27 protein-coding genes and 3 pseudogenes are annotated in these 25,489 nt (G+C 31.9%); 26 read left to right on the forward strand and 4 right to left on the reverse strand.

Features of this window, described 5'->3' with window-relative positions:
- Positions 1-76: 76 nt before the first annotated feature.
- The 13 genes and pseudogenes from AB3H93_RS01270 (at position 77) to AB3H93_RS01330 (ending at position 8,535) form a co-directional block, all read left to right on the forward strand.
- Entirely contained in the window at positions 77-388 is a 312-nt protein-coding gene (locus AB3H93_RS01270) for a hypothetical protein (protein ID WP_071856338.1), read from the forward strand.
- Between the two features lie 94 nt (positions 389-482).
- Entirely contained in the window at positions 483-1,103 is a 621-nt protein-coding gene (locus AB3H93_RS01275; RefSeq protein WP_368019994.1) for a Bro-N domain-containing protein, read from the forward strand.
- 227 nt (positions 1,104-1,330) lie between these two features.
- Positions 1,331-1,513 (forward strand): ribbon-helix-helix domain-containing protein, encoded by a 183-nt coding sequence (locus AB3H93_RS01280; RefSeq protein ID WP_240187876.1) that lies wholly within the window; start codon positions 1,331-1,333, stop codon positions 1,511-1,513.
- A 203-nt stretch (positions 1,514-1,716) separates the two neighbouring features.
- Complete coding sequence (locus AB3H93_RS01285) at positions 1,717-1,986, forward strand: hypothetical protein (RefSeq protein ID WP_113846653.1); 270 nt, start codon at positions 1,717-1,719, stop codon at positions 1,984-1,986.
- 150 nt (positions 1,987-2,136) lie between these two features.
- Entirely contained in the window at positions 2,137-2,400 is a 264-nt protein-coding gene (locus tag AB3H93_RS01290) for a hypothetical protein (RefSeq protein WP_368019995.1), read from the forward strand.
- A pseudogene (locus tag AB3H93_RS01295) lies at positions 2,397-2,695 on the forward strand (Rha family transcriptional regulator); the annotation flags it as partial. The gene AB3H93_RS01290 and the pseudogene AB3H93_RS01295, both read left to right, overlap by 4 nt.
- Positions 2,696-3,178: 483 nt before the next feature.
- Positions 3,179-3,703, forward strand: coding sequence for a phage replisome organizer N-terminal domain-containing protein (locus AB3H93_RS01300; protein ID WP_368019996.1), 525 nt, complete (start codon positions 3,179-3,181; stop codon positions 3,701-3,703).
- Positions 3,693-4,508, forward strand: a complete 816-nt coding sequence (locus AB3H93_RS01305) for a DnaD domain protein (protein WP_368019997.1) — start codon at positions 3,693-3,695, stop codon at positions 4,506-4,508. The genes AB3H93_RS01300 and AB3H93_RS01305 overlap by 11 nt, the downstream gene beginning before the upstream one ends.
- A gap of 1,560 nt (positions 4,509-6,068) precedes the next feature.
- On the forward strand, positions 6,069-6,401 hold the full coding sequence (locus tag AB3H93_RS01310) for an HTH domain-containing protein (protein WP_368019998.1): 333 nt from the start codon (positions 6,069-6,071) through the stop codon (positions 6,399-6,401).
- The gene (locus tag AB3H93_RS01315) at positions 6,398-6,751 is read left to right on the forward strand and encodes a hypothetical protein (RefSeq protein WP_368019999.1); all 354 of its coding nucleotides are present in this window, start codon (positions 6,398-6,400) and stop codon (positions 6,749-6,751) included. The genes AB3H93_RS01310 and AB3H93_RS01315 overlap by 4 nt, the downstream gene beginning before the upstream one ends.
- Positions 6,752-6,894: 143 nt before the next feature.
- Positions 6,895-7,098, forward strand: coding sequence for a cold-shock protein (locus tag AB3H93_RS01320; protein WP_105223775.1), 204 nt, complete (start codon positions 6,895-6,897; stop codon positions 7,096-7,098).
- A 317-nt stretch (positions 7,099-7,415) separates the two neighbouring features.
- A complete protein-coding gene (locus AB3H93_RS01325; protein ID WP_219336905.1) occupies positions 7,416-7,499 on the forward strand; it encodes a putative holin-like toxin in 84 nt (27 codons plus the stop codon).
- Positions 7,500-8,133: 634 nt separating this feature from the next.
- Positions 8,134-8,535, forward strand: a complete 402-nt coding sequence (locus AB3H93_RS01330) for an ArpU family phage packaging/lysis transcriptional regulator (RefSeq protein ID WP_368020000.1) — start codon at positions 8,134-8,136, stop codon at positions 8,533-8,535.
- Positions 8,536-8,692: 157 nt separating this feature from the next.
- Here the strand turns inward: AB3H93_RS01330 and AB3H93_RS01335 are convergent, their stop codons facing one another.
- Positions 8,693-8,851, reverse strand: a complete 159-nt coding sequence (locus tag AB3H93_RS01335; RefSeq protein WP_368020001.1) for a hypothetical protein — start codon at positions 8,849-8,851, stop codon at positions 8,693-8,695.
- Between the two features lie 148 nt (positions 8,852-8,999).
- Here AB3H93_RS01335 and AB3H93_RS01340 point away from each other — a divergent pair, with 148 nt between their 5' ends.
- Positions 9,000-9,695: a DUF3800 domain-containing protein gene (locus AB3H93_RS01340; protein WP_368020002.1), complete on the forward strand. Its 696-nt coding sequence runs from the start codon at positions 9,000-9,002 to the stop codon at positions 9,693-9,695.
- Between the two features lie 495 nt (positions 9,696-10,190).
- Here the strand turns inward: AB3H93_RS01340 and AB3H93_RS01345 are convergent.
- Positions 10,191-10,448, reverse strand: a pseudogene (locus AB3H93_RS01345) (tyrosine-type recombinase/integrase); the annotation flags it as partial.
- Between the two features lie 42 nt (positions 10,449-10,490).
- Between AB3H93_RS01345 and AB3H93_RS01350 the strand changes: the two are divergent.
- From AB3H93_RS01350 to AB3H93_RS01390, 9 genes and pseudogenes are all read left to right on the forward strand, one after another.
- Positions 10,491-10,760: pseudogene (locus tag AB3H93_RS01350) on the forward strand (helix-turn-helix domain-containing protein).
- Positions 10,753-11,643, forward strand: coding sequence for a dsDNA nuclease domain-containing protein (locus AB3H93_RS01355; protein WP_368020003.1), 891 nt, complete (start codon positions 10,753-10,755; stop codon positions 11,641-11,643). The pseudogene AB3H93_RS01350 and the gene AB3H93_RS01355 overlap by 8 nt, the downstream one beginning before the upstream one ends.
- Before the next feature lie 33 nt (positions 11,644-11,676).
- The gene (locus tag AB3H93_RS01360) at positions 11,677-12,426 is read left to right on the forward strand and encodes a hypothetical protein (RefSeq protein ID WP_368020004.1); all 750 of its coding nucleotides are present in this window, start codon (positions 11,677-11,679) and stop codon (positions 12,424-12,426) included.
- On the forward strand, positions 12,423-12,986 hold the full coding sequence (locus AB3H93_RS01365; protein ID WP_368020005.1) for an ABC-three component system middle component 1: 564 nt from the start codon (positions 12,423-12,425) through the stop codon (positions 12,984-12,986). The genes AB3H93_RS01360 and AB3H93_RS01365 overlap by 4 nt, the downstream gene beginning before the upstream one ends.
- On the forward strand, positions 12,983-15,664 hold the full coding sequence (locus AB3H93_RS01370; protein WP_368020006.1) for an AAA family ATPase: 2,682 nt from the start codon (positions 12,983-12,985) through the stop codon (positions 15,662-15,664). Before AB3H93_RS01365 ends, AB3H93_RS01370 begins: the two co-directional genes overlap by 4 nt.
- Before the next feature lie 597 nt (positions 15,665-16,261).
- Positions 16,262-16,501, forward strand: a complete 240-nt coding sequence (locus AB3H93_RS01375; RefSeq protein WP_284613393.1) for a hypothetical protein — start codon at positions 16,262-16,264, stop codon at positions 16,499-16,501.
- A 100-nt stretch (positions 16,502-16,601) separates the two neighbouring features.
- Positions 16,602-17,021, forward strand: a complete 420-nt coding sequence (locus AB3H93_RS01380; protein ID WP_368020007.1) for a hypothetical protein — start codon at positions 16,602-16,604, stop codon at positions 17,019-17,021.
- Positions 17,022-19,277: an AAA domain-containing protein gene (locus tag AB3H93_RS01385; protein WP_368020008.1), complete on the forward strand. Its 2,256-nt coding sequence runs from the start codon at positions 17,022-17,024 to the stop codon at positions 19,275-19,277. It begins immediately after the preceding gene.
- A 35-nt stretch (positions 19,278-19,312) separates the two neighbouring features.
- On the forward strand, positions 19,313-19,627 hold the full coding sequence (locus tag AB3H93_RS01390) for a hypothetical protein (protein WP_161652277.1): 315 nt from the start codon (positions 19,313-19,315) through the stop codon (positions 19,625-19,627).
- A 316-nt stretch (positions 19,628-19,943) separates the two neighbouring features.
- On the opposite strand, the gene AB3H93_RS01395 is transcribed toward AB3H93_RS01390, so the two are convergent.
- Positions 19,944-20,633 (reverse strand): hypothetical protein, encoded by a 690-nt coding sequence (locus tag AB3H93_RS01395; RefSeq protein WP_228011830.1) that lies wholly within the window; start codon positions 20,631-20,633, stop codon positions 19,944-19,946.
- A 408-nt stretch (positions 20,634-21,041) separates the two neighbouring features.
- Entirely contained in the window at positions 21,042-21,737 is a 696-nt protein-coding gene (locus AB3H93_RS01400) for a hypothetical protein (RefSeq protein ID WP_010719970.1), read from the reverse strand.
- Positions 21,738-22,260: 523 nt separating this feature from the next.
- Here AB3H93_RS01400 and arsC point away from each other — a divergent pair.
- The 3 genes from arsC to AB3H93_RS01415 all read left to right on the forward strand — a co-directional run bounded on the left by arsC (position 22,261) and on the right by AB3H93_RS01415 (position 25,476).
- On the forward strand, positions 22,261-22,671 hold the full coding sequence (gene arsC / locus AB3H93_RS01405; RefSeq protein ID WP_010719969.1) for an arsenate reductase (thioredoxin): 411 nt from the start codon (positions 22,261-22,263) through the stop codon (positions 22,669-22,671).
- A 448-nt stretch (positions 22,672-23,119) separates the two neighbouring features.
- A complete protein-coding gene (locus tag AB3H93_RS01410; protein ID WP_096708409.1) occupies positions 23,120-24,184 on the forward strand; it encodes a ComEC/Rec2 family competence protein in 1,065 nt (354 codons plus the stop codon).
- 20 nt (positions 24,185-24,204) lie between these two features.
- Positions 24,205-25,476, forward strand: coding sequence for an ABC-three component system protein (locus tag AB3H93_RS01415; RefSeq protein ID WP_231105534.1), 1,272 nt, complete (start codon positions 24,205-24,207; stop codon positions 25,474-25,476).
- Positions 25,477-25,489 lie beyond the last annotated feature (13 nt).

The raw sequence follows: 25,489 nt of genomic DNA on the forward strand, positions 1-25,489 counted from the left end.
ACAGGGAAGTTGTTAATTGTCCCCATAAGTGGGGATGATTATTTCCCAAAAAGTTGGGAAGAAAGGAGGTGTAGAGATGACTGTAGCCGAACCGCAGAAATTGCAACTAGAAGTAAGCCACACGCTGGCAAAAGAGCAATTGAATGGTATTTATCAGGGTATCTATCAAACGATGTTACAAGCGATTGAGGACGCTCGTAGAGATAGCGAGCTGGATCGTGACTTGATGATGAGTAAAGCGGAATGTCAGAGGTTTCTCAATGTTTCCAGTGATTATTTCGAGGAATTGCTGGCGATGGGATTGCCACAAGGCAGGACACTATCATCTCGTAAGGTTGTTTATAGTAAACGTCAAATACGAGCTTGGTTACTAGAAAATGATTTATAAAACCACCATGCCAGAGTGTAGCAGTAATCAGGCAAGCACATAGTTTCGGAAAACAAATAGTCGTGAGATGACATCTCACAGAAAGGATAATTTTATGAGTATGAAGATAGAGATATGGAACGGGCATAAAATTCGCTTTGTCTATGTAAATAATGAATGGTATGCAGTGGCAAAAGATGTAGCAGAGGCGCTGGGATATGCAGAAACAAGAAATATGATGAAATTAGTTCCTAGCCAGTATACCGTATCGTGCAAATTGGACGATTCGATAAATACAAGGATTCTCGTATCTGAGTTTGGAATTTATAAAGCAGTATTTGGCAGTCATAAGCCAGAAGCAGAAGTATTTCAAGAATGGGTTTTTGAGGTCATTAAAGAATTACGTCAATCATCAGGGCTTGAAGGTTTCCAAGTTTTTCGCATGTTAGATAAGGAACATCAAAAAGAAGAGATGAGACGGTTATCACAAGCGTTTATTGATGATGTACCTGTTAATCATATTGTAGCTAACACAATCGCCAATAAAGCTATAGCAAACAAATACGGACTTTCTAAGATGATTAGTAAAAGTGAGATGTCTTCGGAGATGTTAGCAGATCGTCAAGCGATTTTATCAGAGATTATCGATTTAATGATTATTAGAGAGAGGTATGGCTTGAAGTTTTCAGTGAGTGAAAAAATTTATAATCGCTTGTCTGGAATGCAAACCGCATAGGAGAAAACAAACATGTACAAGAGAAAAGAAAAAGCCTTTACTCGATTAGTCTTGGCGGACAGAGTAAAAGGCAAGAAAAGTAGGGAACATCCCTATAAACTTTTCTCTAGTATAGCACATTGACAATAGAATAAAAGCATGCAGTTTATATTTTTTTGAAAGTGCTTGACTTATGTAGCTACATACAATAATATGATTGTAGCAACATAGAAAGGGGTGAGTACTTTTTGATTGCTAAAAAGGAACGTTTGCCTGATAAACCAAAAGACTACATGTTGCGTGTACGATTAGATGATGAGTTAATGAAAAAACTTGATGAAATTGTACAAGCAGATAAGAGTAGTCGGTCTCACGTTGTCCGAAAAGGAATTGAGAAATTATATCAGGAAATGAACAAAAAAACTCTATAATCGTTCGCCCCTACCAAAGTTTGAACAATTATAGAGCAGTGTACCGTATAAACGGCATGCAAATATAATATCACTGTATGCCTTTATACGTCAATGGCATGGCTTGTTTGCTGTGCGTGAAAGTATAAGGGTATTTTTCTATACCCTTATTCAAACAAACGAATAAGGGCTTTTTTGCGCCCTCAAAACTGGAGGAAATGCAAATGAAAAAATTAAATGAAATTGCTTATGAAGTGGTAGATTTACAAGCTCCCATGAAAGTGATTGTCAATTATTTAGATTGTATCAAGTTCCAAACTACTAAAGCTAAAAATAGTGAGGATGTAGCGTTAATCTTTCACAGTTTGGTTAATAATCGTGGTTTAGAAAATGTAATAGGAACCCTAGAAATGCTTAGTGATCGAGCGGAAGAATTATCTGAACTCATCTTAGATTATTCTGATGAGGAGGGAGCAATCAATGAACAAGCGTAGAAATCTATTTTTGCTAGCCTTTCTTATTGGATCCCTTACAAAATGGTTACCGTTTGTTTTGTGGCTAGTATGTGTTGTTCCTGTAGGTGTTTGTTTATATATAGGCTATGACTTTTATGTGGTGGAGCATGAGAACGGAGGGCGTAAGCAATGGAACTAAGTGAAAAATTAATGGCTATTACACAAAAAAATGACGATGTATTAGAACGTTTAGAAGTTATTAACAAATATTTAGAGATGCTTCATTTTACAACGGTACTAGACAAAGAAGGCGTTGAAAGTTTATATGTTTCTTTCATGAACGAAGGTGGAGCAGATATTCTAATGGACAATATAAAAAGAGCAATCAATGCTTTAAGCGATAATTCTTTTGATTTAGTTGAAATTGCCGAATCAATGGAGGTAACAGAATGAATTTAGTCAAAGTAAAAAATAATCAAGTTGTAACAATTAGTTTGCATATTGCTGAAGTATTTGGAAAACAACATAAGCATGTTCTTAAAGCAATAGACGCTAAAATTCAATCGGTCGAAAATTCCGCCGATTACAAAAACATGTACGCTGAGGGCGAATCCAAAGATTCTCGAGGCAGAAAACAAAGATTGTACTACATGAATCGTGACGGTTTGCTTTTATCGCTTTCGGATTTACAGGCAAGAAAGCAGATGATTTCAAATTGAAGTATATCCAAGCATTCAACGAGATGGAAAACAGGCTAAGACAACGACAAATACAGCAACCAGCTAACAATTTCCCAAAGTCATACGCAGAAGCTTTACGAGTTATCGCGAATTTAACCGAGAGAATAAAAAAATCAGATGATGAGTACATTCAGTTAAGCATAATGTACAGCGAGCTGAAGCGTGAGAAAGAAGAACAAGCGATCAAACAAGAGATAAAAAAGCATCTTGAAGAGCATAAACAGACATATAGTTTACAAGAAATCATCTCGCCGTATGGTTTCAAAGGGGTTAAGGGAGCTAATCTAGTCAATCAAATACTAGAGAATGAAAATCTCTTGCGAAAAAAAACAATTAGCTAACGGTAAATATAAATGGTGTCTGAATGGTTGGGCTAAAAATAGGGGTTTTAAGGTCTATGTTAATGGTTTTCCTAAGTGGACAGAAAAGGGTAAGGAATACATCGAAAATAAGCTTGAGGAATTAGGATATACAAGAAAAGAGGTAGCAGAATGATAGAAGAAACAAAATATTTAAAATTAGTGGAAAATATCTCTTTCAATGATGAAAGAGTAGATAAGCTAGATAGTTTAAGCGAGAAACGTGTTTATACCGATATATGGTTGAAATTGCAAATCATAAGTATTTTATATTATGAATGTGAACCAATACCGCTACATTGGATTGAATTATCAGAAAAGATACGTCAGTCAATCAACGACATAAAAAGAACGGTAAGATTATTAGAAGAATTAGGAATGGCAGAAGTTCTAGTATCTAATAGAAAGGGCTATGCTTTTGATCCTGAGATAGCAGATACAAAAGAGTTTTTAAATATGCCATCTCAAGCACAGAGTTTATATTTTCAATTAGGTATCCATGCTGACGAGAATGGCTATAATAATAAGCCAAAAGCTGTTGCTAGAATGGCGAATATTTCAGAAGAGTATTTGCAAACGTTAGAGGAAAACAATTTTATTGTTTCAATAAGTAATGGTATCAAGATGAATGATAGAGGTGAGCGAAATGGCAAATAGACGGATGTTTTCCAATGATATTGCTGATACTGATAAATTTCTTGAAATGCCACCGACATCTCAAAGTTTGTATTTCCATCTAGGGTTGAAAGCAGATGATGATGGATTCGTAGCAAGTCCTAAGAAAATAGCTCGTGCTTGTTCATCGAGCGAAGAAGATTTAAAAATACTAGAAGATGCAAAATTCATCATCACGTTTCCTAGTGGAGTTATTGTGATAACTGACTGGCAATTAAACAATTATATACGTCAAGATAGATATAAACCGACTATATATGTTGAAGAGAAGAAGCATTTAATAACAACTGAGACAAAAGCATACCAATATCAAGAAAATGTTGGTATGTCATCTGGTATACCAATGGTCAACCAAATGGCAACCCAGTATAGCATAGAGCAGGATAGCAAAGAGCAGAATAGCATAGGGCAGGAGAGGTTAGGTCAGCATAGGCTAGCAAAGCATAGCAAAGAGCAGGTTAGCCTAGTGTCTGCTGATTGCACCACCAGCAACGAACCAACGTTTGATGTTTGCTGTGATCTTTACTGCGAAAAACATCTGCTAGGAAACATTGACCGTAGCACACTAGAAAGGCTGTATAAAGAGCATGGAGGTGCTAAGCTACACGAAGCAATATTTAAAACAATCAGCAATGACGAAGTACAATCGCCGTTAGCCTATATCACAGGCATTCTAAACGATTGGAAAGCGAAAGGATTAGAAACGCTTGAGGACATCAGGGACGAAGAAGAGGAACGTCAAGAAGAGATGTCTGAGTGGGAATTTGGAGATGATATGCCGTTTTAAGGGGGGGGGGTTAGCGATAAGAGTTTGTTTATCCTAGCCCTGTTTATTTATCTTTGGCATTGAATAAAGCTTTGCTAAGAGCCTTACAGGCGGTCAGGGAAGCCCTAACGACCCTTAGAGGTGTTTTGGAGGTTGATTTTATATTTTTACCTCGTTTTGAGATGTGTACGTTTATCTAAAATTAATTTTAAGGTGTCTAAAATCACTATGAAGATGTTTTAAAATATTTTGAGTATATTTATATACCTAGATGTTCAAAATGTCTTAAAACGAAATTTAGAGGGTTTAAAATTAAATCGGGTAAATTTGAGTAAATCATCTCTAGATTGGAAAGCAATGCTAATGGCAAAAAATAGCTAGCTATAAAATGCTAATGGCAATGCTATTTGTACTGGAGAAATTACTGGGAAATCTACTGGAGAATTTACAACAAACAGGAAAGTGAACATCAAGAATGGTTGATATACTGCCATCAAATAGCGGATTTCAACGGTGATTTGAACATCAACTGCACATCAAATAAACAGCAAATAGTTTACAAGAAAGTTTACAAGAAAGTGGCGCAGTAGTTTACAAGAGAGTTTATAACGTGAATGGCGCTGTATCAAGGGCTGATATTAGTGGATTAATTCCGTCAATTTCCATCGTTGACGGGGTTAATGTTTGCATTAATTCTGGTAGTCATTTGGTAGACCGTTGGTTGTCGTTTGGTATACCAAGTGACATACCAACTCTTAATAAATTCTTAATAAAATGAGAGACGTTTCGTGTATACCAATTTGTTTTTTGCTAGGTTTAAAATAACGTATACTTATGATTGCTAAGGTAAGCTGACGCATCGTGCATCAGGTTCTGATGGTGAACGATTCACTCTGTCAGGTCAAACTAGGGAAGTGCGAATATGTCATTTATAGGTTTATTACAAAAAAGCGAAAAAACTCAAAGCGGAAGACAGCAAACAGTTTATCGGGTTTTTCCGATAAAACGGATAAACCTGTTGGAGATGAAAAACATTGATTTTACCGTGTTGGGCAAAAATGCTCATGACGATACAGCATTCGGTAGGAATTTAAGAGCCATCTTACAATTTGTAATATAGCTTTCGGTAAGAATTTAACCAAAAACGCCAAAATGGTTAAATAGAAATGCAATTTTGTTTTATATTAAGCCAAGTCGAAATTTTCGACCTATTTGAAAGATAGAAAAGAGATGAAACATTAGTTAGGTGGGACAGCTAATTTCATTTGGTGGGACACCTAACGGAGGCAACACTCTAAAAAAGAAATTTTATTCCGTCATTAAAAAAGGAAAAAGAGAAAATCACTCACCACACTTTTGTGGGCGTTGCTTTCTATATAACAGATGAAAGCTAGGTCGCTATTTGCTACTCTGCTATGTAAGAAGAAAACAAGGTTACTATTTGTAACTCTGTTTTGAAATCAATAATCAAGTTGAAAATTTCGTCTTTGTTGAGGTTTTGCTAAATGCTAGTGGAGTGGTAGTTCGCCACAAGTGGCGAAAGGCGTTTTTATTTATCGAAATATAAGGAGTGATGATCGAATGGAACAATTAAATATATTAGAGAGTGATGTTCTTGATCTTATCCCGATTGGGCAAGAAAGAAAAATTTCAATCAAAGAAATCGGGCAATTGTTAAATGTAGATGAGCGAATCATTTATGAAGCTGTGAATAGCTTACGTAAAAAAGGCGTGCCAGTGTGTGCAAAGCGGAATGGGGATAATCGAGGTTATTTCATCGCTACAACGGAAAAAGAGCGTATAGAAGGTTTGTCAGCCTATAAAGCACAAGTAAAGGATATGACAAAGCTAATCGATCAAATTGAGGGAGCAGACTTGGAACATTGGCAAGAGAATATAGAAAGGGCAAAATGATCCATCAAAAAGAAGAGTCAAGAAGAATCAGTTGCTTGTTATACGCTCTATTCACTGGCGATTATCGTTTAGATCGTTCTAAGGGAGTTTTCTATATTCATATACCTAAGAAGAAAGGTGCGCCATATGGGAACAAGAATGCAATAGGAAATAAAGGTGGTGGCGCTCCTTTAGGCAATTTAAATGCTGAAAAGACAGGGCTATATACTGATTTGATGTATCGGTGGCAAATGGCAGAAATAGAGAAACGATTGATCGAAGCTGATTGCTGGAGCAAAGAAGCAGTAACCTATTATGCAAAAAAAGTAAAAAATGGAGAGATGAGAGTAAATATCTCAAAACAAACTTAATGAAAAATGTAGTATAATAAAGTTATTAGTTTGTTTTGGTTGCAACTATTGCAACCTTTTAAAGGTAACGTTGTGACCATCTGTTACCAAAAAATACTACAAAATACTACATCTAATGAATAATGAAAGCGAGATGTTCTAATATGAAAACAGGTACAGTGAAATGGTTTGATAATAAAAAAGGCTATGGCTTTATTGCTGGAGAAGATGGAAAAGACATCTTTGTTCATTATACTGCGATCTTAACTGAGGGTTTTAAAACCTTAGAAGAAGGTCAACCTGTACAATATGACGTAGTGGAAGGTAAACGAGGGTTACAAGCTTCAAATGTAACAGCATTTAAATAGATGATTATGCAGGCGTACAATGTACGTCTGTTTTTTTGTTTGAAATATCATTGAACAAATCGGTGGCGTGAAAAATCACGAGTCCTATTTTTCGTCAGATGTGTCGAATCAAAACAAAAGTAAACGCCTAAGAATACTCTCGGACGTTTACATTAGCAATATAGACCGCATTGAAAAAAATTCTGTGGATATTATAGCATATGAGCTTTGTTATCTGTATAATGATTGCTGTAGAAAAGTGAAAAGATGGTGGCTAATCTCTTAATAAAGGGGTGATGCCTATGGTTCATAGCTTTATCCCTAGAAGGGAGTAGCGCGTGTCAACGTTTGAAGCAATTCAACTGATGATCGCTTTTGCGACGTTAGTTTTGCTGATAATTGACCATAAGGACAAAAAATAACCATCTAACACTTTGACAGGTCAGTAGATGGTTAAAACACTATTGATGGTCACCGTCTTTTTAACGGTTCTACAGTGGAGGCGTGTTCCAGCACGTCTCTTTTCGTTTATTATAGCATGTATTAGAATAAAAACAATAATAAAAGACATCTCATGTAAAAATGTCTTATTGCAATCGACCACTGACTGCAGTACATAGAATATGGAATTGTAATCAAAGCTTCTTCTGGCGAGAGTATATCATATCCCCCATTAAGTAAAAGTAGCTGAAAGAGCATTTTTTGACCGGTGCGCCCCTTCCTTTACACAAATACCGCTTTTTGAGTTTTTTATGTCCCCCCTCCCTAACTATCAAGTAATGCTCTTTTGGGAAACGGATATGGGAACTTTTTCCAATAGCGAGGATTTTTTGAAAAAATTTTTTCCTTGAGATGAAATACCATAATAGCAATGAACAGAGCTATTTTTATCGTTCAAAACCGTGCAGAAAAAAGCCCTTTTTTTCGCAGTAATAAGAATACATAAAAAAAGACCAGCTAGACATCTAACTGGTCAATGTTTAAGAGTGCTTATATCACACCAACGAAAAAATCGAAAACTTTGATACATCAATTATAACATAAAAAGGTGATTTGATGATATCAGATAAAGAAATCAGAAAACGAGCGAAGAGCGTTTTAAGGACTTGCCCAAGGTTGCAACGATTATGCGGAGATGTTCATACGTTGAAGTCTGTTACGTTGTCAGATATGCCTAAAAATGTTTCTAAGACTAATCATACTGAAAACCTCACCGTTCGGCAGATTGATAGACTGATTGAAGCACAGAACCAATTACAAGCCATTAGAGAAGCGCTGGATAGGTTAAGCACAGATCACAGGGAAATACTTACAAGAATATATATCACTCAACATGATAAAACACAGCAATACATCGCTGATGAAATGGCAATGGCGCTAAAAACACTACAAAGCCATCTAAGAATAGCTTTAGTAGAATTTGCAGAGGCGTATCATTATGAAAATCTATTTATCTAATGACCATTTCATTTGGTTTGGTTAAATAGCAGAATATGAGACCTTTGAAAAGCAATATGGCAGCTAGGCGAAAAATTGCGCTGAGTAATGAAAGTAAAACCTAAGGTCACTCAGATTGACCTTAGGTAGATGAAGATATAATAAAGGGTATCCCTTTTTAGAGATACCCTTTATTTATTATTGTTACTTTACCACTGAGCTTATGTGCAATGAGCATAGCTTTTTCTTTTGATTCAAAATGCCACGCTTCTTTTTTGGAGTATGTGTATTTATAGTCAGGGGTGATGTAACCATGTAAAACAGTAACTGCATACATTGTGCATCGCTCCTTTTTAGCGTGTATTTTAATCTCTTTAGTAAGCGTTGTCAATATAATTGTATTATGTTAACATAAATCATAGTAAAACTTGTTTTTATCTTAAAAAAGATATAAAATTATTTATTATAATTAAGTGGAGTACAATATGCAAAAAGTATATTTTTATTTTGATGATTCGGGAGTATTACATAAGAATGATCCTAATCGATATTTTGTTTATGCAGGTTTATTTTTTTTAGATAACAATTCAAAAAACGACTTTAAAAGAAAATATTTTAGTATCAATAAGAAAATTAAAGAACATCTAGGATTTAAAGGAGAATTAAAAGCATGTTTTATTAAAGATCCTAAGTATAAAGCATCTCTGTTTAGAACTATGAAATATGAAAATACTATGGGCTTAACAGTTGATATAGAAAGAGTTTATTCTAATATTCTAAGTAGCAAAAAGTCTATTCATAGATATAAAGATTATGTATTAAAGAGATTGGTTAAAGAAGAATTAAAACACCATATTAATCTAGGAAATTTGGACTCATCAGAAGATATACAAATTAATATTTGTGTAGATGAACAGGCTACTGCAACAGATGGTTTTTATAGCTTAAAAGATTCTATTTTTGAAGAACTTAAAAAAGGAATTGTTAACTTTGATTATGGGACATTTCACGAACCACTTTTTAATAGTGAAGTTATAGTAAATGTAACTTACTGTAATTCTGCGAATAATTATCTGATTCAAGCTAGCGATATTTTAGCTAATAGATTGTGGACTTCATTTATCAAAGGAAATAAAGAATTAAGGAAAATCCCCAATCATAGATGTTTAAGATTGCCGTAAGAAAATAGAATAGTCAATTTTATTATTGACACTAGAGAAATAAAACAATATACTTGAGTTACAGATAGGTGTTACACCTAGACTGATTACATGGTGAAACTGATACTAAGTATTAAGCGTAGTCTAAATACGCCAGCCATCATGGGACCTATTATAGGTCTTTTTTTATTTTTTAATATAGAAATAAAAGGACCTCTCTCCTTTTAGAGATGTCCTTTTTATGTATTTTGGCATGGTGGACTTTTGAAAAAGGTCTGTGCTTTTGTCTGTATCTGTAGTAAAAATTAATGGTTTTTAGTAGTAATGTAAAATAGATAAAACCTTGATATAGCAAGCCTAAACATTACTAATCTAATTTGATTGTAACCCTAGAATTGAATGGAAGGGTCTGTGGGGTAATAAATTTAAAGAGTACCAAAACATTGAATTAACAATGTTTTGGGCTCTTTTTTTGTTGTGTAGTTTAAGAGTAAATGCCAAATTAAATACCATTTGTTAAAAATTAACATATTTTGCAAATCGTTCTCCTGTTTCTCTAACTTTTTCAGGGGTAACGTGAGTGTAAATATTCATCGTAGTTTTGACATCTTTATGTCCTAATCGTTCTTGAACGTCTTTGATACTTGCCTTAGATTCAAAAAGTAAACTAGCATGAGTATGTCTAAAACCATGCAGAGTAATTTTAGGTAAGTTATACTTTTCAAAAATATTATATAACTAATCATTTAATGCTTGAGAATAATATAATTCATTGAATTTATTTGTAAAAAAAGGACTAATTTTAGTCCAGAAAGTGTGTTAATCTTGAGGGAAGGGAAAATAATAGATAATGATAATATAATTGGAAGTAATATAAGACGAATTCGCATTGAAAAAGGCATAGGGCAGACTGAGTTGGTTAAACAATTACAATTGATGGATGTTGATATTACAAGGGGAACACTTGTTAAGATAGAGAGTGGAAAATAACATATAAAGTTAGAACAACGTATAAGGATCGAAAACGTTTTATTTATAAACTTAGAAAAAATAATATTAAATAATAGGAGATCATTTTATGACTAAAAAAGAAGGTAAAATAAATCAGATAGAGCAACTTATCTCAAAAAAAGTCGATCCGAAAGGAAAACCAGAAACTTTTTTAACCCAAGTTGTAGAGAAGTACAATACTGAAAAAGGAAAGACAATAGAAGAATTGATAGATGAGTGTGGAAAAGAAGACAGAATAGAAAAAATTCTTATAGAAACTGAAACAGATGATGATGGTGGAATTATTGCAATGTCAGGTTTTTATTATCAATTATTACTTACTGTAGATTATATTATTCAAATGTTGGAAGGGAAGTGGAGTAAAGTAATAATAGATCATCATCAAGATATTATTGTTTATAATAGTGATACAGTTAGAATTATTCAAGTAAAAACTAAAAATGATACATTTTGTAATGTAACCGATTCAAAAGCACATTCTGAATGGATCCCTAAACTAATTTCAAGCCAAAAAATTTTAAATGATCCTTTATTAGATATTAAGATAGAGTTTGAATTAATTTCAAATTGTACATTTACAAAAGGAATAAAAAAATGTCTAGATTTTGAAAATTACTATAAAAATACTTATTTTGACAGTTTATTTAATGATAAAGATAAAAGTTTGTATAAACATATTAGTGAAAATAGTAGCAAGTATAATCTAACTGATGACGAGATAAAAAAAGGATTAAGAACATTTAGAATGACCGGCCGTACTCCTGATGATTTGAAAAATGATTTATATAAACGAATTGCCAAACAGTTCAATGATTATTCAATAGCCAATGATAAAATTATTAATATGATAATATCTTTTCTTTTTGAAAAGTGTTTTAATCCATCTGATGTAAGTTTTCAAATTGTGAATGATGATAGCTTAATCGATTTAAAAGCAGATATATCCGCTGAATTTTAAAAAAATGGAGAAAAAAATATACAACAGGATAATATGGTAGAGATATTAGGAGATTTTATTGAAGTATTGAGAAATGATTTTAGTGGCAAGGCGTACTCAGAAGAATTTAATAAGATTATTGACAGCCTTGAAGGTGAAGTTATATGTTTTATTAATGAGTCAACCAATGAAAATCTAATAACTATTCTGAGTAGATATTTAAAGAGAATCAGATTTAGTTCACATTTTAGAATGAATAATAGTATTGCAAGAGAAACAGAATTTAAAAGGATTTTAAATATTCTATTACTTATAAAAATTTTTCTAAATGGAAATATTCAAATTGATAATGAACATAGAGGTCTATTATTAGTAAATTGTGATAATGATGTTGATCAGAAATGTACTTCATTTAACTTATTTGGTGTAGAAGGATATTTTGATTTTCTTTTCGAAGATGTAATAATCCAATTTCAAAACGCTTTTAAGAATTTTAGCATCGAAGATCAATTTTCGTTTATAAACAATCCTAATTTCAGAGTAATATTATCAGGAGCGTACGATAATTTAGATACTCATGATTTAGAATATATAGAAGTGGAGTACAAAGAAAAACCTAAAGTAAACTTTGATGTATCTGATGATGAATCAAATGAATCTGATACTTCGATAGCAATTACTAATAAAAAAATATTTTATATTGAGGGTCATGATGAAAAGGTAACTAATATACGTAAAATGAGAAATAGATATAAAGATATCGATGAAATAAAAGAAAACATTAAAAGGGAGTTTAAGTTATGAAAAAGCAAAAGCTTATTGAATTCTTTATTGATAACGATTTCAATGTTAGTGAAAGTGATAAGTTTAAGCCGGATAATTCTGAATTTAGCTTTATGTATAACAAGGAGATTCATAAAGGGGTAATTATAAAAGGATATGAATTATTTGAAGGAACTTTAAATACTAAAGATGTTTTAGAAGATGTTAGGTTTACAAAATCTATTCTAAGTAATAAAAACTATAATATTTGGAATATTTATTATTTGATACTAATAGAGGAAGATATAGATTTTGATAATAGGAATTATTCAATTGAGCGTAATTACAAAAATTTAAGAAAATATATTATCCATTCTGAAAGCGATCTAAAAAGAATTCCTTTTTTAGAATCGGCTTTTAGCGATAGTGCAAGTTTCTCTATTGGATCTGATTTATATGATTTAATTATTAATACTGAAGAAGATGAATCAGATTTAATCATAAAAGAAATAATAAATAATGATGGTGAGTATTTTGAAATTAGTAAGAAAAAAATAGAAAATATAATTAAAACAAATCTTGATGGAGGAAATCGGGTATGAGATTGAAAAAACTAATTATAAAAAACTTTCGAAATTATTCTGGAGAAACAATCTTTGATTTATCAAAAGATATAACGATCTTGTATGGAGAGAATGGTAATGGTAAAAGTTCTTTTTTTGATGCAGTAGAATGGTGTGTAACTGGAGAAATTAAAAGATTTGCACCAATTAATAAAAATAAAGAGATTATTTCAAATTCATCTTTAAGAAATGGTGAAGAATGTATGGTTTCTTTGTACTTTAAAGAATTTATCCTAAAAAGATCTTTTACGAAGGTGGATACTAATAGTTTTAATAATATTAAAGTATCAATTGAAAATTGTACTACAAATGAAGTGTTGCAAGGAGAATCAAATGTAATAAAAAAAATAGAAGAAATTGTTTCAAAGGACTCTATGTTTAAGTGGGATAAGAAAACGATGAGTCAGGCATATATTTTATCTCAAAGTCAGATAAATAGTTTTATTACCAAAGATAGTTCAAAGGATAGATATGATTCCTTAGCATCCATAATGGGATTTGAAAAAGTAAATAATTTAAAAAAAAATATTGAAAAATCTAAAAATGAAATAAAGAATCAAATTGCTTTTAACGATTTAGAAATTAAAAAAATAGATGAGAAAGAAGAATTACTGCAAAAAAAGTTTAATGATAAGTTAGAAAAGTATGAACTTAATTTAAATGATATTGAATTATATTCAAATGTTAAGAGTACTGCTCAGGAATTAAGTGAAATTAAGTCTTTAATTTCAAAATTTTTAATAGATAAAGAAGAATTATTAAAGAAAAATTATAAGTATACGAGTAATCCTGAAAAATTAAAAGAATTCATATTTAAAAAAGAAAAAGAGATAGAAAAAAATACAAAAGAATTAGAAGAGAAAATCTTAGAAGAAACTTGTGAATTAGCTGAGCTTCAAAAATTAAAAAAAGAATATAATCAGTTAAATGAAGAAATAGAGCTATCTAAAAATAAGCAAAGTAAAATAGAAAAGCTAAAAAAATTGTCTGAAAATGTATTAATAATCCTTGAAAAAAATAAAGTTGCGGAAATTGATCTTGTTAGTTTTGAACTACAAAAATGTGTGTCAGAAAAGAAAAAGTTAGATTATAGAATTGAAAAGAGTAAAGAGTTTTTCAATTCTAAGTCAGGAACGCTAAAAGTAACTAATGAAATAAAAGAATTAATTGAGAAACGAAAAATATTAGAATTAGAGATTAAAGAATTAGATGATAATTACAATGTATTACAAAAAGATTTTTCGTCTGGAGAAGTATCAAGTGATATCCAAAATCTTTTATCATTAGTTGAACATGCTAGTAACTTTACCAAAGATAATAGTGAATATACTAATGCGTGTCCTGTTTGTGATAGTGAAGTAGAAAAGCTTGAAGAACAATTAAATCTAAAAGTAAAAAAACTTATATATGAGAGTGGGAAATATCAAGAAAAGATCAGAAAAAATATTTCTAAACGTGAAGATTTAAGTGAAAAGATTGATGGTTTGAAAAAAGAAAAGGAAAATATAGTTAAAAAGATTATTAGTTTAGAAACTCAAAAAAATAATTATGATAGTATTTCAAAAGAAATAATCAATAATGTATTATTTGATGATAATTTATTTAATAATAGTAATGTAAAAATAGAATTATTTATAAGTGAGATAGAGACAACAATAAAAGAGTTAGAAAATGTTTTACAAATTCAAAAAGAAATAGAAGAGTTAAAATTAGAGTTGTCACTCCCATTAAAAAGTTCAATGCTAGAAAAAAATCTTTCTCCAGATGAATTAAAAAAAGAACTAGAGAAAAAAGTCTATAAGATAAATAATAAAAAAATAGAAATTAAAACTCAAAAAAATATAATTGGACAACTGAAAATGGAAGTAGAGAGTTTATCTGATAATAAAGATTTACTGAATAAGTTATATGAAAAATATCAAATTAGTACAGATATAGAATTAACAACTTATTTAAATAAGAAACTTGAAGAATCTATTTTAAAAGAAAAGAGTTTAGAGAATTCTTTAAAAAAATCAAATGAAATGAATGAACTGAAAAATATCAACGAGGAAAAAGACCTGTTAATAAAGAAAAAGAAAGAATTTAAAATAATAAAAAAATACTATAAGGACATTGAGAAAAAACTTTGTATAAAAGAAAATACAATAACAGAAAAATTTGGCAATAAGACAGTTGAATTTTTAAATAATCCTAATTCATCAATAGTAAAATACTATCAATACCTAAATCCTAATCCTGTTGAATTTCAAGAATTGTTTTTTGATGTTACAAATGATAGAGAATTAGATATAAAAGTAAAAAGTGAAAATAATTCTACTATTGCTAATTATATGCTTAGCTCAGGACAATTAAATGTGTTAGCAATTTCGATTTTTATTGCAACCAATACTTCTCAAACTTTTAGTTTCTTTGATTTCATTGCAATAGATGACCCTGTTCAGAATATGGATGATGTTAATAGATTTTCTATTACAGATGTACTGAGCGGTTTAAAGAGACAACTTATTTTTTCAACTCATGACATAGAGTATTTAAATTTATTTGTCAAAAAGAATGATTATCGTCTTAAGGATATCTCAGTTTATAATTTGGATTCAGACAATAATAATTATAAAAATATTTTGATTTCTGAAATAGCACCTCAAAAATTTTAATGCCAAAGTAAATGCTATTTACTTTATCTTAGTTGGATATCATACATTCTGATTCATAAAAATGAAATGAATAGATGTTAATTTAATGCTTATTACTATCCATTGGTGATATAAAAATCTAATTGGAAGGGTCTGTGAGGTAAATGAATACCATAAGCTAGAAATACCTTTTTAGGGTGTTTCTAGCTTTTTTGTTTGTTCAGTCATCTTTGCAAATAAGATAGCTTTAAAAGTTAAATGCTATAGAAAAAATGAAATATTTTATCAAATATTTGCAAGATAAAATAAAAAATTAAATGAAATAAGCTGAAAAAAGAGGAAAATAATTGAGGGGAATATGCTAACATGAACAAAAAGTATCCATATAACTTAATATTTCTGAATTCTACGAGAAAGTCACTTAATACGAACTAGTATCAACTTACGTTAATCATTTATATAAACGTAAGTTGATAGCATATACAGTTATTTAATAGTAAAGATTTAATTCAATAGTTTTAATACCGAATTAGTTAATTAAGATAAGCAACAGCTCTAATATAAATTTATAATGATGTTTCGTTCCTTAACTAGATAAAAGAAGGGAGAGTATTTCTCATGGAAAAAAATGTAGATCTCGATAAATTAGTAGCTGATTCATATAGTTTAAGTAGCTGTCTTTCAGCGTTAAGCCAGATGTCCTATGAACGATTGACATTAGATTCAATCAGTTTAGAAGATATTAATGAAATAAATGCAATTATTATTAGTATAAAATGTCTAGCAGAACAACATGCACAAGAGATGGAAGCATTTGAACTTGAAAAAATGAAATATAGTTCAAGTTCCATAGAATAGGTTATCAGAAAAGTTGAGTGGCTCTGAATTCCAGTTAAATCTTTTATTTCCAATAATCTAGAATAAGCATATAGTCTAAAATTGAGGTGGTATGATCTAAATGTTTTCCATATCTATGAATGGACAAGACAAAACGAATCAAATAATTGATTGGAAGCTCTGGGAAAAAGACAATAAACTAATGGTAACTGTTTATTTCCCGTCAGGTAAATCGTTTTGGAAGCCATTAGATTTATGTAAAATTACACCACAAAAAGAGATACATGCAGGTCTTTTATCTAAAGAAGAGAATGTTTATCAACAAATAGATAAAGCCACTGAATACGGGAATAAGTATATTGTTGTAAACTATCCAAATGACCAAAAAAAGTATGTCATGAAGTCAGAGAAAGTAAGGATTATTGCGAGTTCTGATTTGAAAAATGAGGATATATTTTCTTATTTTACTGAAATTGTAAAAGAGCGTGTTCGTAATGCTAGTCCAGCAAATAAAACTATAACCAAAAATATAGAAAGGTAATTGGAAAAAATTACTCCTTACCAAGGAACAGCGTTGCATTCGTATTGCTATGGTAAAAATGAAGCTAGAAACGCTTTGAAACATTTCATATTTCCATTTGGATTGAATGAGAGTCAATTAAAAGCTGTTGAAAATGCTTTTTCCTCTCAAATTAGTATTATTGAAGGTCCTCCTGGTACAGGAAAGACACAAACTATTTTAAATATCATTGCAAATATTTTAATAAATAAAAAATCTGTTGCAATTGTTTCAAATAACAACCCAGCAGTTGAAAATGTGTATGAGAAGATGGCTAAAAAAGAACTAGACTACCTTATTGCGAAATTAGGGTGTTCAACTAATAGGACAGAATTCTTTGCAGGGGTAAAAGAAGTTCCTCGTTATAATTCAAATTCTGCAGCTACTCCTATAAAGGAAATTGATGATATTTTAGCGAAGGTGAAAGCAAGTCTGGCTACACAAAATAAAATAGCGCAATTGACCGCAGAAATCAGCGAGCTGCTTGTTGAGAAAAAGTACTTAGAAGAATGGCATGAAGAAAATACACTTGTAGAGTTAATGGATGTCGAAAGATACAAATTAAGTCCAGAGAAAACTTCTGATTTACTTGCATATATGAATTATCTTTCTCAAATAAAATTTTCTTTTAAAGAGAGATTCCGCTTATTGCTAGGGTTTAGAATATTTAGAACTAAGTTTTTAAATACTTATACTGAACGAATAAATTTTATTTATTCTCTACAATTTCATTATTATAAAAAAACGTTACAACAAAAAGAGCAGCAATTACAAAAATATAAGAACGATTTGAATAGGGATAATTTCGAAAAATTATTAGAAGAGTTAACGAATAAATCAATGCAATTTCTCAAGCAACAATTATCAAAATCAATTCCATCTAATTCAAATTTTACCGCAGATAGCTATAAAAAGGAGTTCAGTAATTTTATTAAACGTTTTCCAGTGATTGGCAGTAGTACACATTCGATTATTAATTCTATAGCAGAGGGAGCGATATTAGACTATATTATTATCGACGAAGCATCACAGCAAGATATCGTTCCGGGGATTTTGAGTCTGGGCTGTGCAAAGAATATTATTGTGGTGGGTGATCGCAAACAACTTCCCCACATACCTGAAAAGACAGAAATTAGGGCGCCTTCTAATAATTACGACTGTATAAAATATAGTTTACTGGATTCTTTTATCAATGTATTTAAAGAGAAAGTGCCGATTACTTTGCTGAAAGAGCACTATAGATGCCATCCTAAAATTATCCAATTTTGCAATCAGCAATTTTACAATAATCAATTAATCCCTATGACTATCGATGAAGGAGAAGCATCCATTGAACTAATTACCACATCTAAAGGAAACCATACAAGAAAACGAACTAATTTGCGGGAAATTGAGTCTTTAGTAGAAGTTGGCTGGTCTGATGAGAAAGACATCGGATTTATTGCTCCTTATAACAATCAAGTGAATTTAGCTGGGAAGTATCTACCAGAAGAGTTTGCTAGAGCAACCATTCATAAATTTCAAGGAAGAGAATGTAAAGAAATTATTTTTTCAACAGTTTTGGATAAGAAAAAAAGCAGTCAAGCATCGATTGATTTTGTTGATAATCCGCATTTGGTGAATGTAGCTGTTTCTAGAGCCATCAATAAATTCATTTTAGTAACTGGTAATCAAGTGTTTACAAAGAATAATAAAAGTTTGGCAGCTTTAGTTAGATATATTAAGTACTATGCCTCTGATCAATACATCTATGATAGTCCAGTAATTTCTGCATTCGATTTATTATATAAGGAATATGATCGTTCTCTGGAAAAATTAAATACTCAATTAAATTTAAAGGACTCATATTTCAAATCTGAGCGGATTATGGCTGCCTTGTTGAGGGATATTTTAAGGACAGATGAATTTGCTTCTTTGACGTTTCATATGCAGATCAAGTTAATCCAACTTGTCTCCATTAAAAATAATTCATTTACTGATAGAGAGATAGAATTCATGAAGCAAAAGTCGAGCTGTGATTTTGTCATTTATTATAAGATCGGCAAGATTCCGATTGGAGTGATTGAAGTGGATGGAAGTAGTCATGATGATAAGGTGCAGCAAGAACGTGACAGGCTTAAAAATATTATTTTAGAAAAAGCTGAAATTCCTTTGCTTAGGTTGAAGACAACTGAAGGAAACATCGAGAGAAAAACAAAAAAATTTTTAAACGAGTGTATGAATAAGAGTGGTGTCTAGGGGGAAAGTAAGTTGGTTAATTTAGGAGGAAACAAATGAAATATAGCGATGAATTATTTTTAGTTGAACATTTGAGTTCAAATTTAGATACAGAATTATACGTTATTAAACGAAAAGAAGATGGAATACAATTAGAGTTACATATTAGTGGTTCCGCTTATAGAGTTGTAGATTTAAATGGTAATATTCAGTTGTTTATTGAAAAACAGCTTGAGTATGGAAAAAAATTAGTTGGATTTTTGAATGAAAATACAAAAGTTTTTATTAAAGCATCTGATGTTGAAAATAATATGTATAAACCCTTAAATGAAGCACAATTAATAACAATAGTTGATGAGGATCACAGCTAAAAAAGTTATTTAAAAATTATGAATGATACAAAATCAAATCTGGATCAAAAGGACCATCATTCTAGCTCAGTTCTTATTTGAATTTTGTTAAATTTTTATCTATTAATTTTAGCATTTTTTTGGTGAAATCATTCATAGAGCATATCATCCTCTCAGTTGTTTATCTTATGGTGATTTAATCATACTAGAGAACGATATGTTTTTTTATAGCAAAAATGAAAATGGGGCTGAAGAATCAATTTTGATTTTTCAGTCCCATAAATTATAGAGCCGTCAATTTTTTGGCCCAGTCTCTTTTGGTTTATTTGCTTATAAATTAATATTTAATAACATTTACAAGTTTTAATGGAGTTCTTTCATCCCAATCAAGGATTGCTTGGTTTTTAATAGTTAAATAATTTCCACCGATATATTCAATGCTAGGTAAATAATATATGTATTCATTCATTTCACTTTTGGCTTTCATTGAAACTAAAAAGCCTCTTGGATCATTGTTTCTGCTCCAGCTCTCTACAGCTGGACGAGCAAGTTCAAAGTAATCTGCATATCCGCCAGTTTTCCATTTGCTTAATGCAACCTGAACAGTTCCATCAGAGAGATTGACCATATTTACAATTTTAGTTCCTTTTGTATCAGAGTAGACTACTTTTTTCAGTGGTGTGATTTCAGTTGAGCTGTTTCGTTGATAAAGGCTACCATCTTTATAAGAGTAAGAAGCACTTGTTGGCGTATAATAGGTTCTAAGCATTCCGTTATGGACAATCGCCAAGATAAATCCACTACGAGAAAGTCTACTCCAAGAGTCTGATTGACCAGGTGTGATATTGAAGTAGTCGGTGTTACCCTTTCCTGTAGAATTTGCACTAACTGAAACCTGAATACTTGAAAAGTCCGTACAATCGTTTGTTACAGTGATGTCAGCATGTGCTGCTTTGGTCGGGATTAAAAAGATGGCTAAAGCGACCATTCCTATTAATAAACTGACCAGTGATGATTTTTTTTTCATGATATTCCTCCTGTTAATATAATATAGTCGTAAACGTTTTCGCTTACAATTTAAGTCTAAAGGATGCAGACTATTTTTCAATGATTCTAATTTACTATTTTATTCATTTTTTTTATTTTAGAGTCAAGTATAGTGGAATTTTCTTTGGGATATCGATCAGTTCTTGAATAGCGGAGGAGCTGGCTGAAATTTAGCAAGAGGTTGGAAAAAGTACTGTAAGATGAGTGAATAAGCGGATAGCCTTTATAAACGTTTTTTATACTTTATACGACGGTATTTCTATTGTGTGAAGCTTAACTTCAAAAACACTGGTTATTTATTTTTGTACTTAATGAAAAAGCCTAGGGCATATTTTCTCCCTAGGCTCATCATTAGTTATTATTTGATCGCTTTAATGGTTCTTCATGCTTAGTAGTCAATCACATTAACTACTTTTAATTTCTGTGTTTCATCCCAATCATAGATAGCATCTTTTCTGATTGTCAGAAAATTTTTGTAGCCTAGGTATTGTATGCTAGGTAAATAATATATGTATTCTTTTGAGAATCCGCTATTATATAGGACTGAAACTAAAAAGCCTCTTGGATCATCATTTCTGCTCCAAGTTTCACTATCAAGGTGGTTTAGCGTAAAGTAGTCTGTCGATCCGCCACTTTTCCATTTACTTAACGATACTGTTGTAAGACTTGTGGAAAGATTAATCATGTTAACGTTCATACTTCGCGTAACAAGCGAATTTGTTTCAACTTTTAACGGAGTGATTTCTGTTGTGCTACCTTGGGAATAAAGTTTTCCATCTTTAAAAGAGTAGGCGGCGTTAGTTGGAGTATAGTAGGTCCTAAGTTGTTCTAAATAAACAATGGCTAAAATATGGCCTCTAGGATCATTTCTGCGCCAAGATTCTGTTTGTCCAACTGTTACTTTGTAGTAGTCTGACGAGACATCTTTTCCATTATCTGCGTTAATGGAAGCTGTAAATGAATGTGACGGATCTGTACAATCGTTTGTTACGGTGACATCAGCGTGTGTTTTGGTTAGTGGTAAGAAAAACATTAAAGCAATGAAACCAAACAATAGGCTGACCAATGGTAATTTTTTTTTCATGGTATTCCTCCCTTTAATATAATTTATGTAAACGATCTTCGCTTACAATTTAAGTTTAAAGGAACAAGTTTAGGTTTCAATGTGTCCAATCAATCAATTTATTTCATTTTTTTAGTATAAAACCAAATGTAGTGAAATTATGGGTGGGGTGCTAATAGCTACGGTTATTCTAGCTTCTTTCAATAGAATAAGGTTCGTCAAACTGCCGTTTAAAACAAAGCGTTCATTTAGCATTCGTTAGTAAAAAAATTCTTTTAGGAAATGATTCATGACATCGAATATGATGAATTTTCTTCCATTTTAGGTGATCCATGGATAATGACATTTATTAATTGTCAGGTAAAAAGAAGTTCAGAACTGATGGCCAAAACATACCAAACTGATAATTGATGACGTAACTTTTCAATCATTTCACTCTTTTTTGATGCTTTCCTACAAAAATTCCTGTATGCTTGCTTTTAGTTAGAGAATAAAATAATGACCGAGCTATATCGAATGCTCATATCCAGGAGGAGAAATAAAAATGAAAAAAATTTATTTTTTATGTACAGGAAATTCTTGTCGTAGCCAAATGGCAGAAGGGTATGCACGTCAATTATTATCTGCCTCGGATGTGGAAATTAAAAGCGCAGGTATTGAAACTCATGGACTGAATCCACGAGCGGTTCAGGTAATGGCTGAGGATGGAATTGATATTTCAAACCAAACGTCTGATTTGATCGATCAGGATTATTTTACACAAGCAGACTTGATTATTACGCTTTGTGGAGATGCAAAAGATAAATGTCCGACGATTCCTGTAGGTGTTCAGCACATTCATTGGGATTTAACAGACCCCGCACAAGCAGTTGGAACCGAAGCAGAAATAGCATCAGCTTTTAGAAAAACAAGAGATAGAATTAAAGCAATGGTAATTGAACTCAAGAACCAGTGAGAGTTAGTATTTTTTGGGAATTGAGTGATCATTTAAGCTTCATTTGTCTGTATAGTGCTAAATTTCAACAATCAAGAATTGAAGTCAGCAAGCCTTAAAACGGTCTTGCTGGCTTTTTTTGCTTGCGATATTTTTTTGTCGCCTTCTCAATTATTTGGCGAGTTATGAATCAAGCAATTATTTCTGGTTATGAGAATGATTGGCATTTAAAAATCAAAATTTATTTACAATAACAATGTTATGGGGAGTAAGATAAGAAAGAAGAGAGCGTATTTCGCGCAATTAACTAATGGACTGAAAGCTCTTCTTGTCAGTTAAATTCTAGCGCCAATGACAAATGAATAGAAGTTTATTGTGTGTGATTTTGGTTAGTAAAGAATAACAAGATCAGCGAAAAGAAAGCAGAAGAAGGAGGAGATTGCAGGGACAGGACTGCAATGAAAGAGAAATGATTACAGTGAAAGCTTTACCTGCTTATGATGGCGATTGTTTGATCGTTCAGTATGGAGAAGAAGATCAACGGACGAATCTGTTTGTCGATGGTGGTCAAGGACAACAAGTTGTTAGGCAGTTGAAAGAGGAAATTGCAACAATTAGCCAGAAAGGCGAGTGCATTGACTTACTGGTTTTGACACATATTGATGCCGATCATATTCGGGGATTTTTGAGTTTGTTTTCTCAGTCGAGTTTTGACAAGTCATGTATTAAACGAGTGTTTTTTAATTCTAGAAAGCTGTTATCGCAAAAGTTTGATACAAAGGTTGTTTATGATGATCAACTGGAGATCGTTCAAGAAAAGTCAGAGATTAGTTTTAAACAAGGGGAGTCTTTCGATCGGTATTTGGAGGATTTGAAGATTGAAAAGATGACAGTTATTGACAATTCTTGTCAGCCCAAATTACTCAATGGGGCAAAAATGACGATTTTGACACCTGATGAAGCAAGTCTAAGGAAATTATATACAGATTGGGAAAAGGCAATTCAAAAAGAAACCAGGGATCAACTGATCAGCGGTCGAAATGTCAATCATCAGGGAAGCGTAGAAGAACTGATCAAAAAAGCTTTCCAAGAAGATCGCGCTGTCGCAAATGGGAGTAGTATTAGCTTTATATTGGAGTATGAAGGCAAACGACTGTTGATGTTAGCAGATGCTCATCCAAGTACTGTCACTGCGAAGTTAAAAGAACTATATGGGGAAAAAGAGCTGCATTTTGACTTGGTAAAAGTGGCTCATCATGGGAGTAAAGCGAATACTAGTGACGATTTATTAAAACAGATTGAATGTGAAAATTATTTGATTAGTTCAAATAAGGGGAATCGTCATGGTTTTCCGCACAAAGAAGCCTTATCAAGGATTGTTTACCACAACTACACAAAAAAACGACCAACGAATTTTTATTTTAATTATTCTGATGCGAGTGAGGGGTTATTTACAAATGAAGAAATAAAAAAATACGGGATTCAATTGATCAAGAAAAAAATGAATGAGAGGGTACTAACGATTGACATATGAATGATTTTGAAGAGTTATCAGTGAATATTAGAGGAACCAATACTTATGGTTCAGGTTTATTGTATCAGCAGGATTGTGAAACGGGTTTTGTGATCACCGCAAAACATTGTGTGGTTGGGGAAACAATTAATGACTTCAAACTATTTGATTATACCCAATCTGAACTAGAAATCTTAGAACCACCAAGATGCTCAGATAGTCTAGATTTATCGATTATCAAAGTGAAGGTAAAAAAAGGTTATCCTGAACTGCTTATAATGGAACCAGAAAATAAGCAAGAAATCGTATTTTATGGTTATCCAGAGTGTATGAAAGAAGACGGTGGAACTCCTTATCGAGGAAAGGCAACTCAAATCAGTAAGCCAGATATTTTTAAATTGGTACTGGACAATGAAATAGGATCGTCTAACAACACGGAGTATGAGAACATGCGAGGTTGCTCAGGATCAGGAGTGTACGTCGAAAGAGAAGGTAAGTGTTATTTGACTGGGATTATTACGAAACTTCAGTCAGCGGGGCAACAAGGAATTGTTGAAGGGATTCATATCGCACATATTGTTGCTTTCTTTTTAGAAGAGTTTGATATCATGCTGGTACCTCGTTGTTTGAATGATTTTAGTGAATATTTGACATCTATCATAAATGAATTACGAGAAGTAGGTGGACAAGAAAATAAGCTGATTTTTCTGATTGAAAAATGTTATCGTGAATGTTTTTCCGACATAACGCCTAAATTGATCCATAATCGGTTAAGTGATTACCTGTTTCTTCCTTCTCAGAAAAATGAGGATTATACCAATAAATTCTTGTGGATCGCTTGGCTGGAGATCTTGCTTTACAAGTTATTACAAACAAATATTGCTTTTGAGATCGATGATTGTTTCAAATTACTCACTCAGGAAAAGGAAAGAGCTGGTATCCATGTATTATTTACAAATCATCTAACACTTGACCGTTTCATTGGGAGTTTATTTAGAAGTACACTTTATGACAAGCTAGATAAACAAGATGTTTTGTTTGTAACTAATCAAAGGAGAAAATTTCGGGGTGGGAGTATTGCCAAGCGAGAACAAATTGAGGGAATCGTCGTGAACATCGATCATCCAGAAGTTTCTGATCGGTTAACGATTGATAATCCCAATGAAAAAAAATTATTTCCTATTGTTCATGTCGATTATATCGAAAATGAAATTGATCAGATTTTACACGACACAAAAGGGTTAACAGCCGTTGAGTTTTCTCAGAGGTTTCCAGAGGAGTTAACTCGTTTGTTTGAAGAAATTGCAAACTAATGGAGGTAGATGA

The organism is Enterococcus sp. C74, from assembly GCF_040887125.1.
Classification (GTDB): domain Bacteria; phylum Bacillota; class Bacilli; order Lactobacillales; family Enterococcaceae; genus Enterococcus_B; species Enterococcus_B hirae.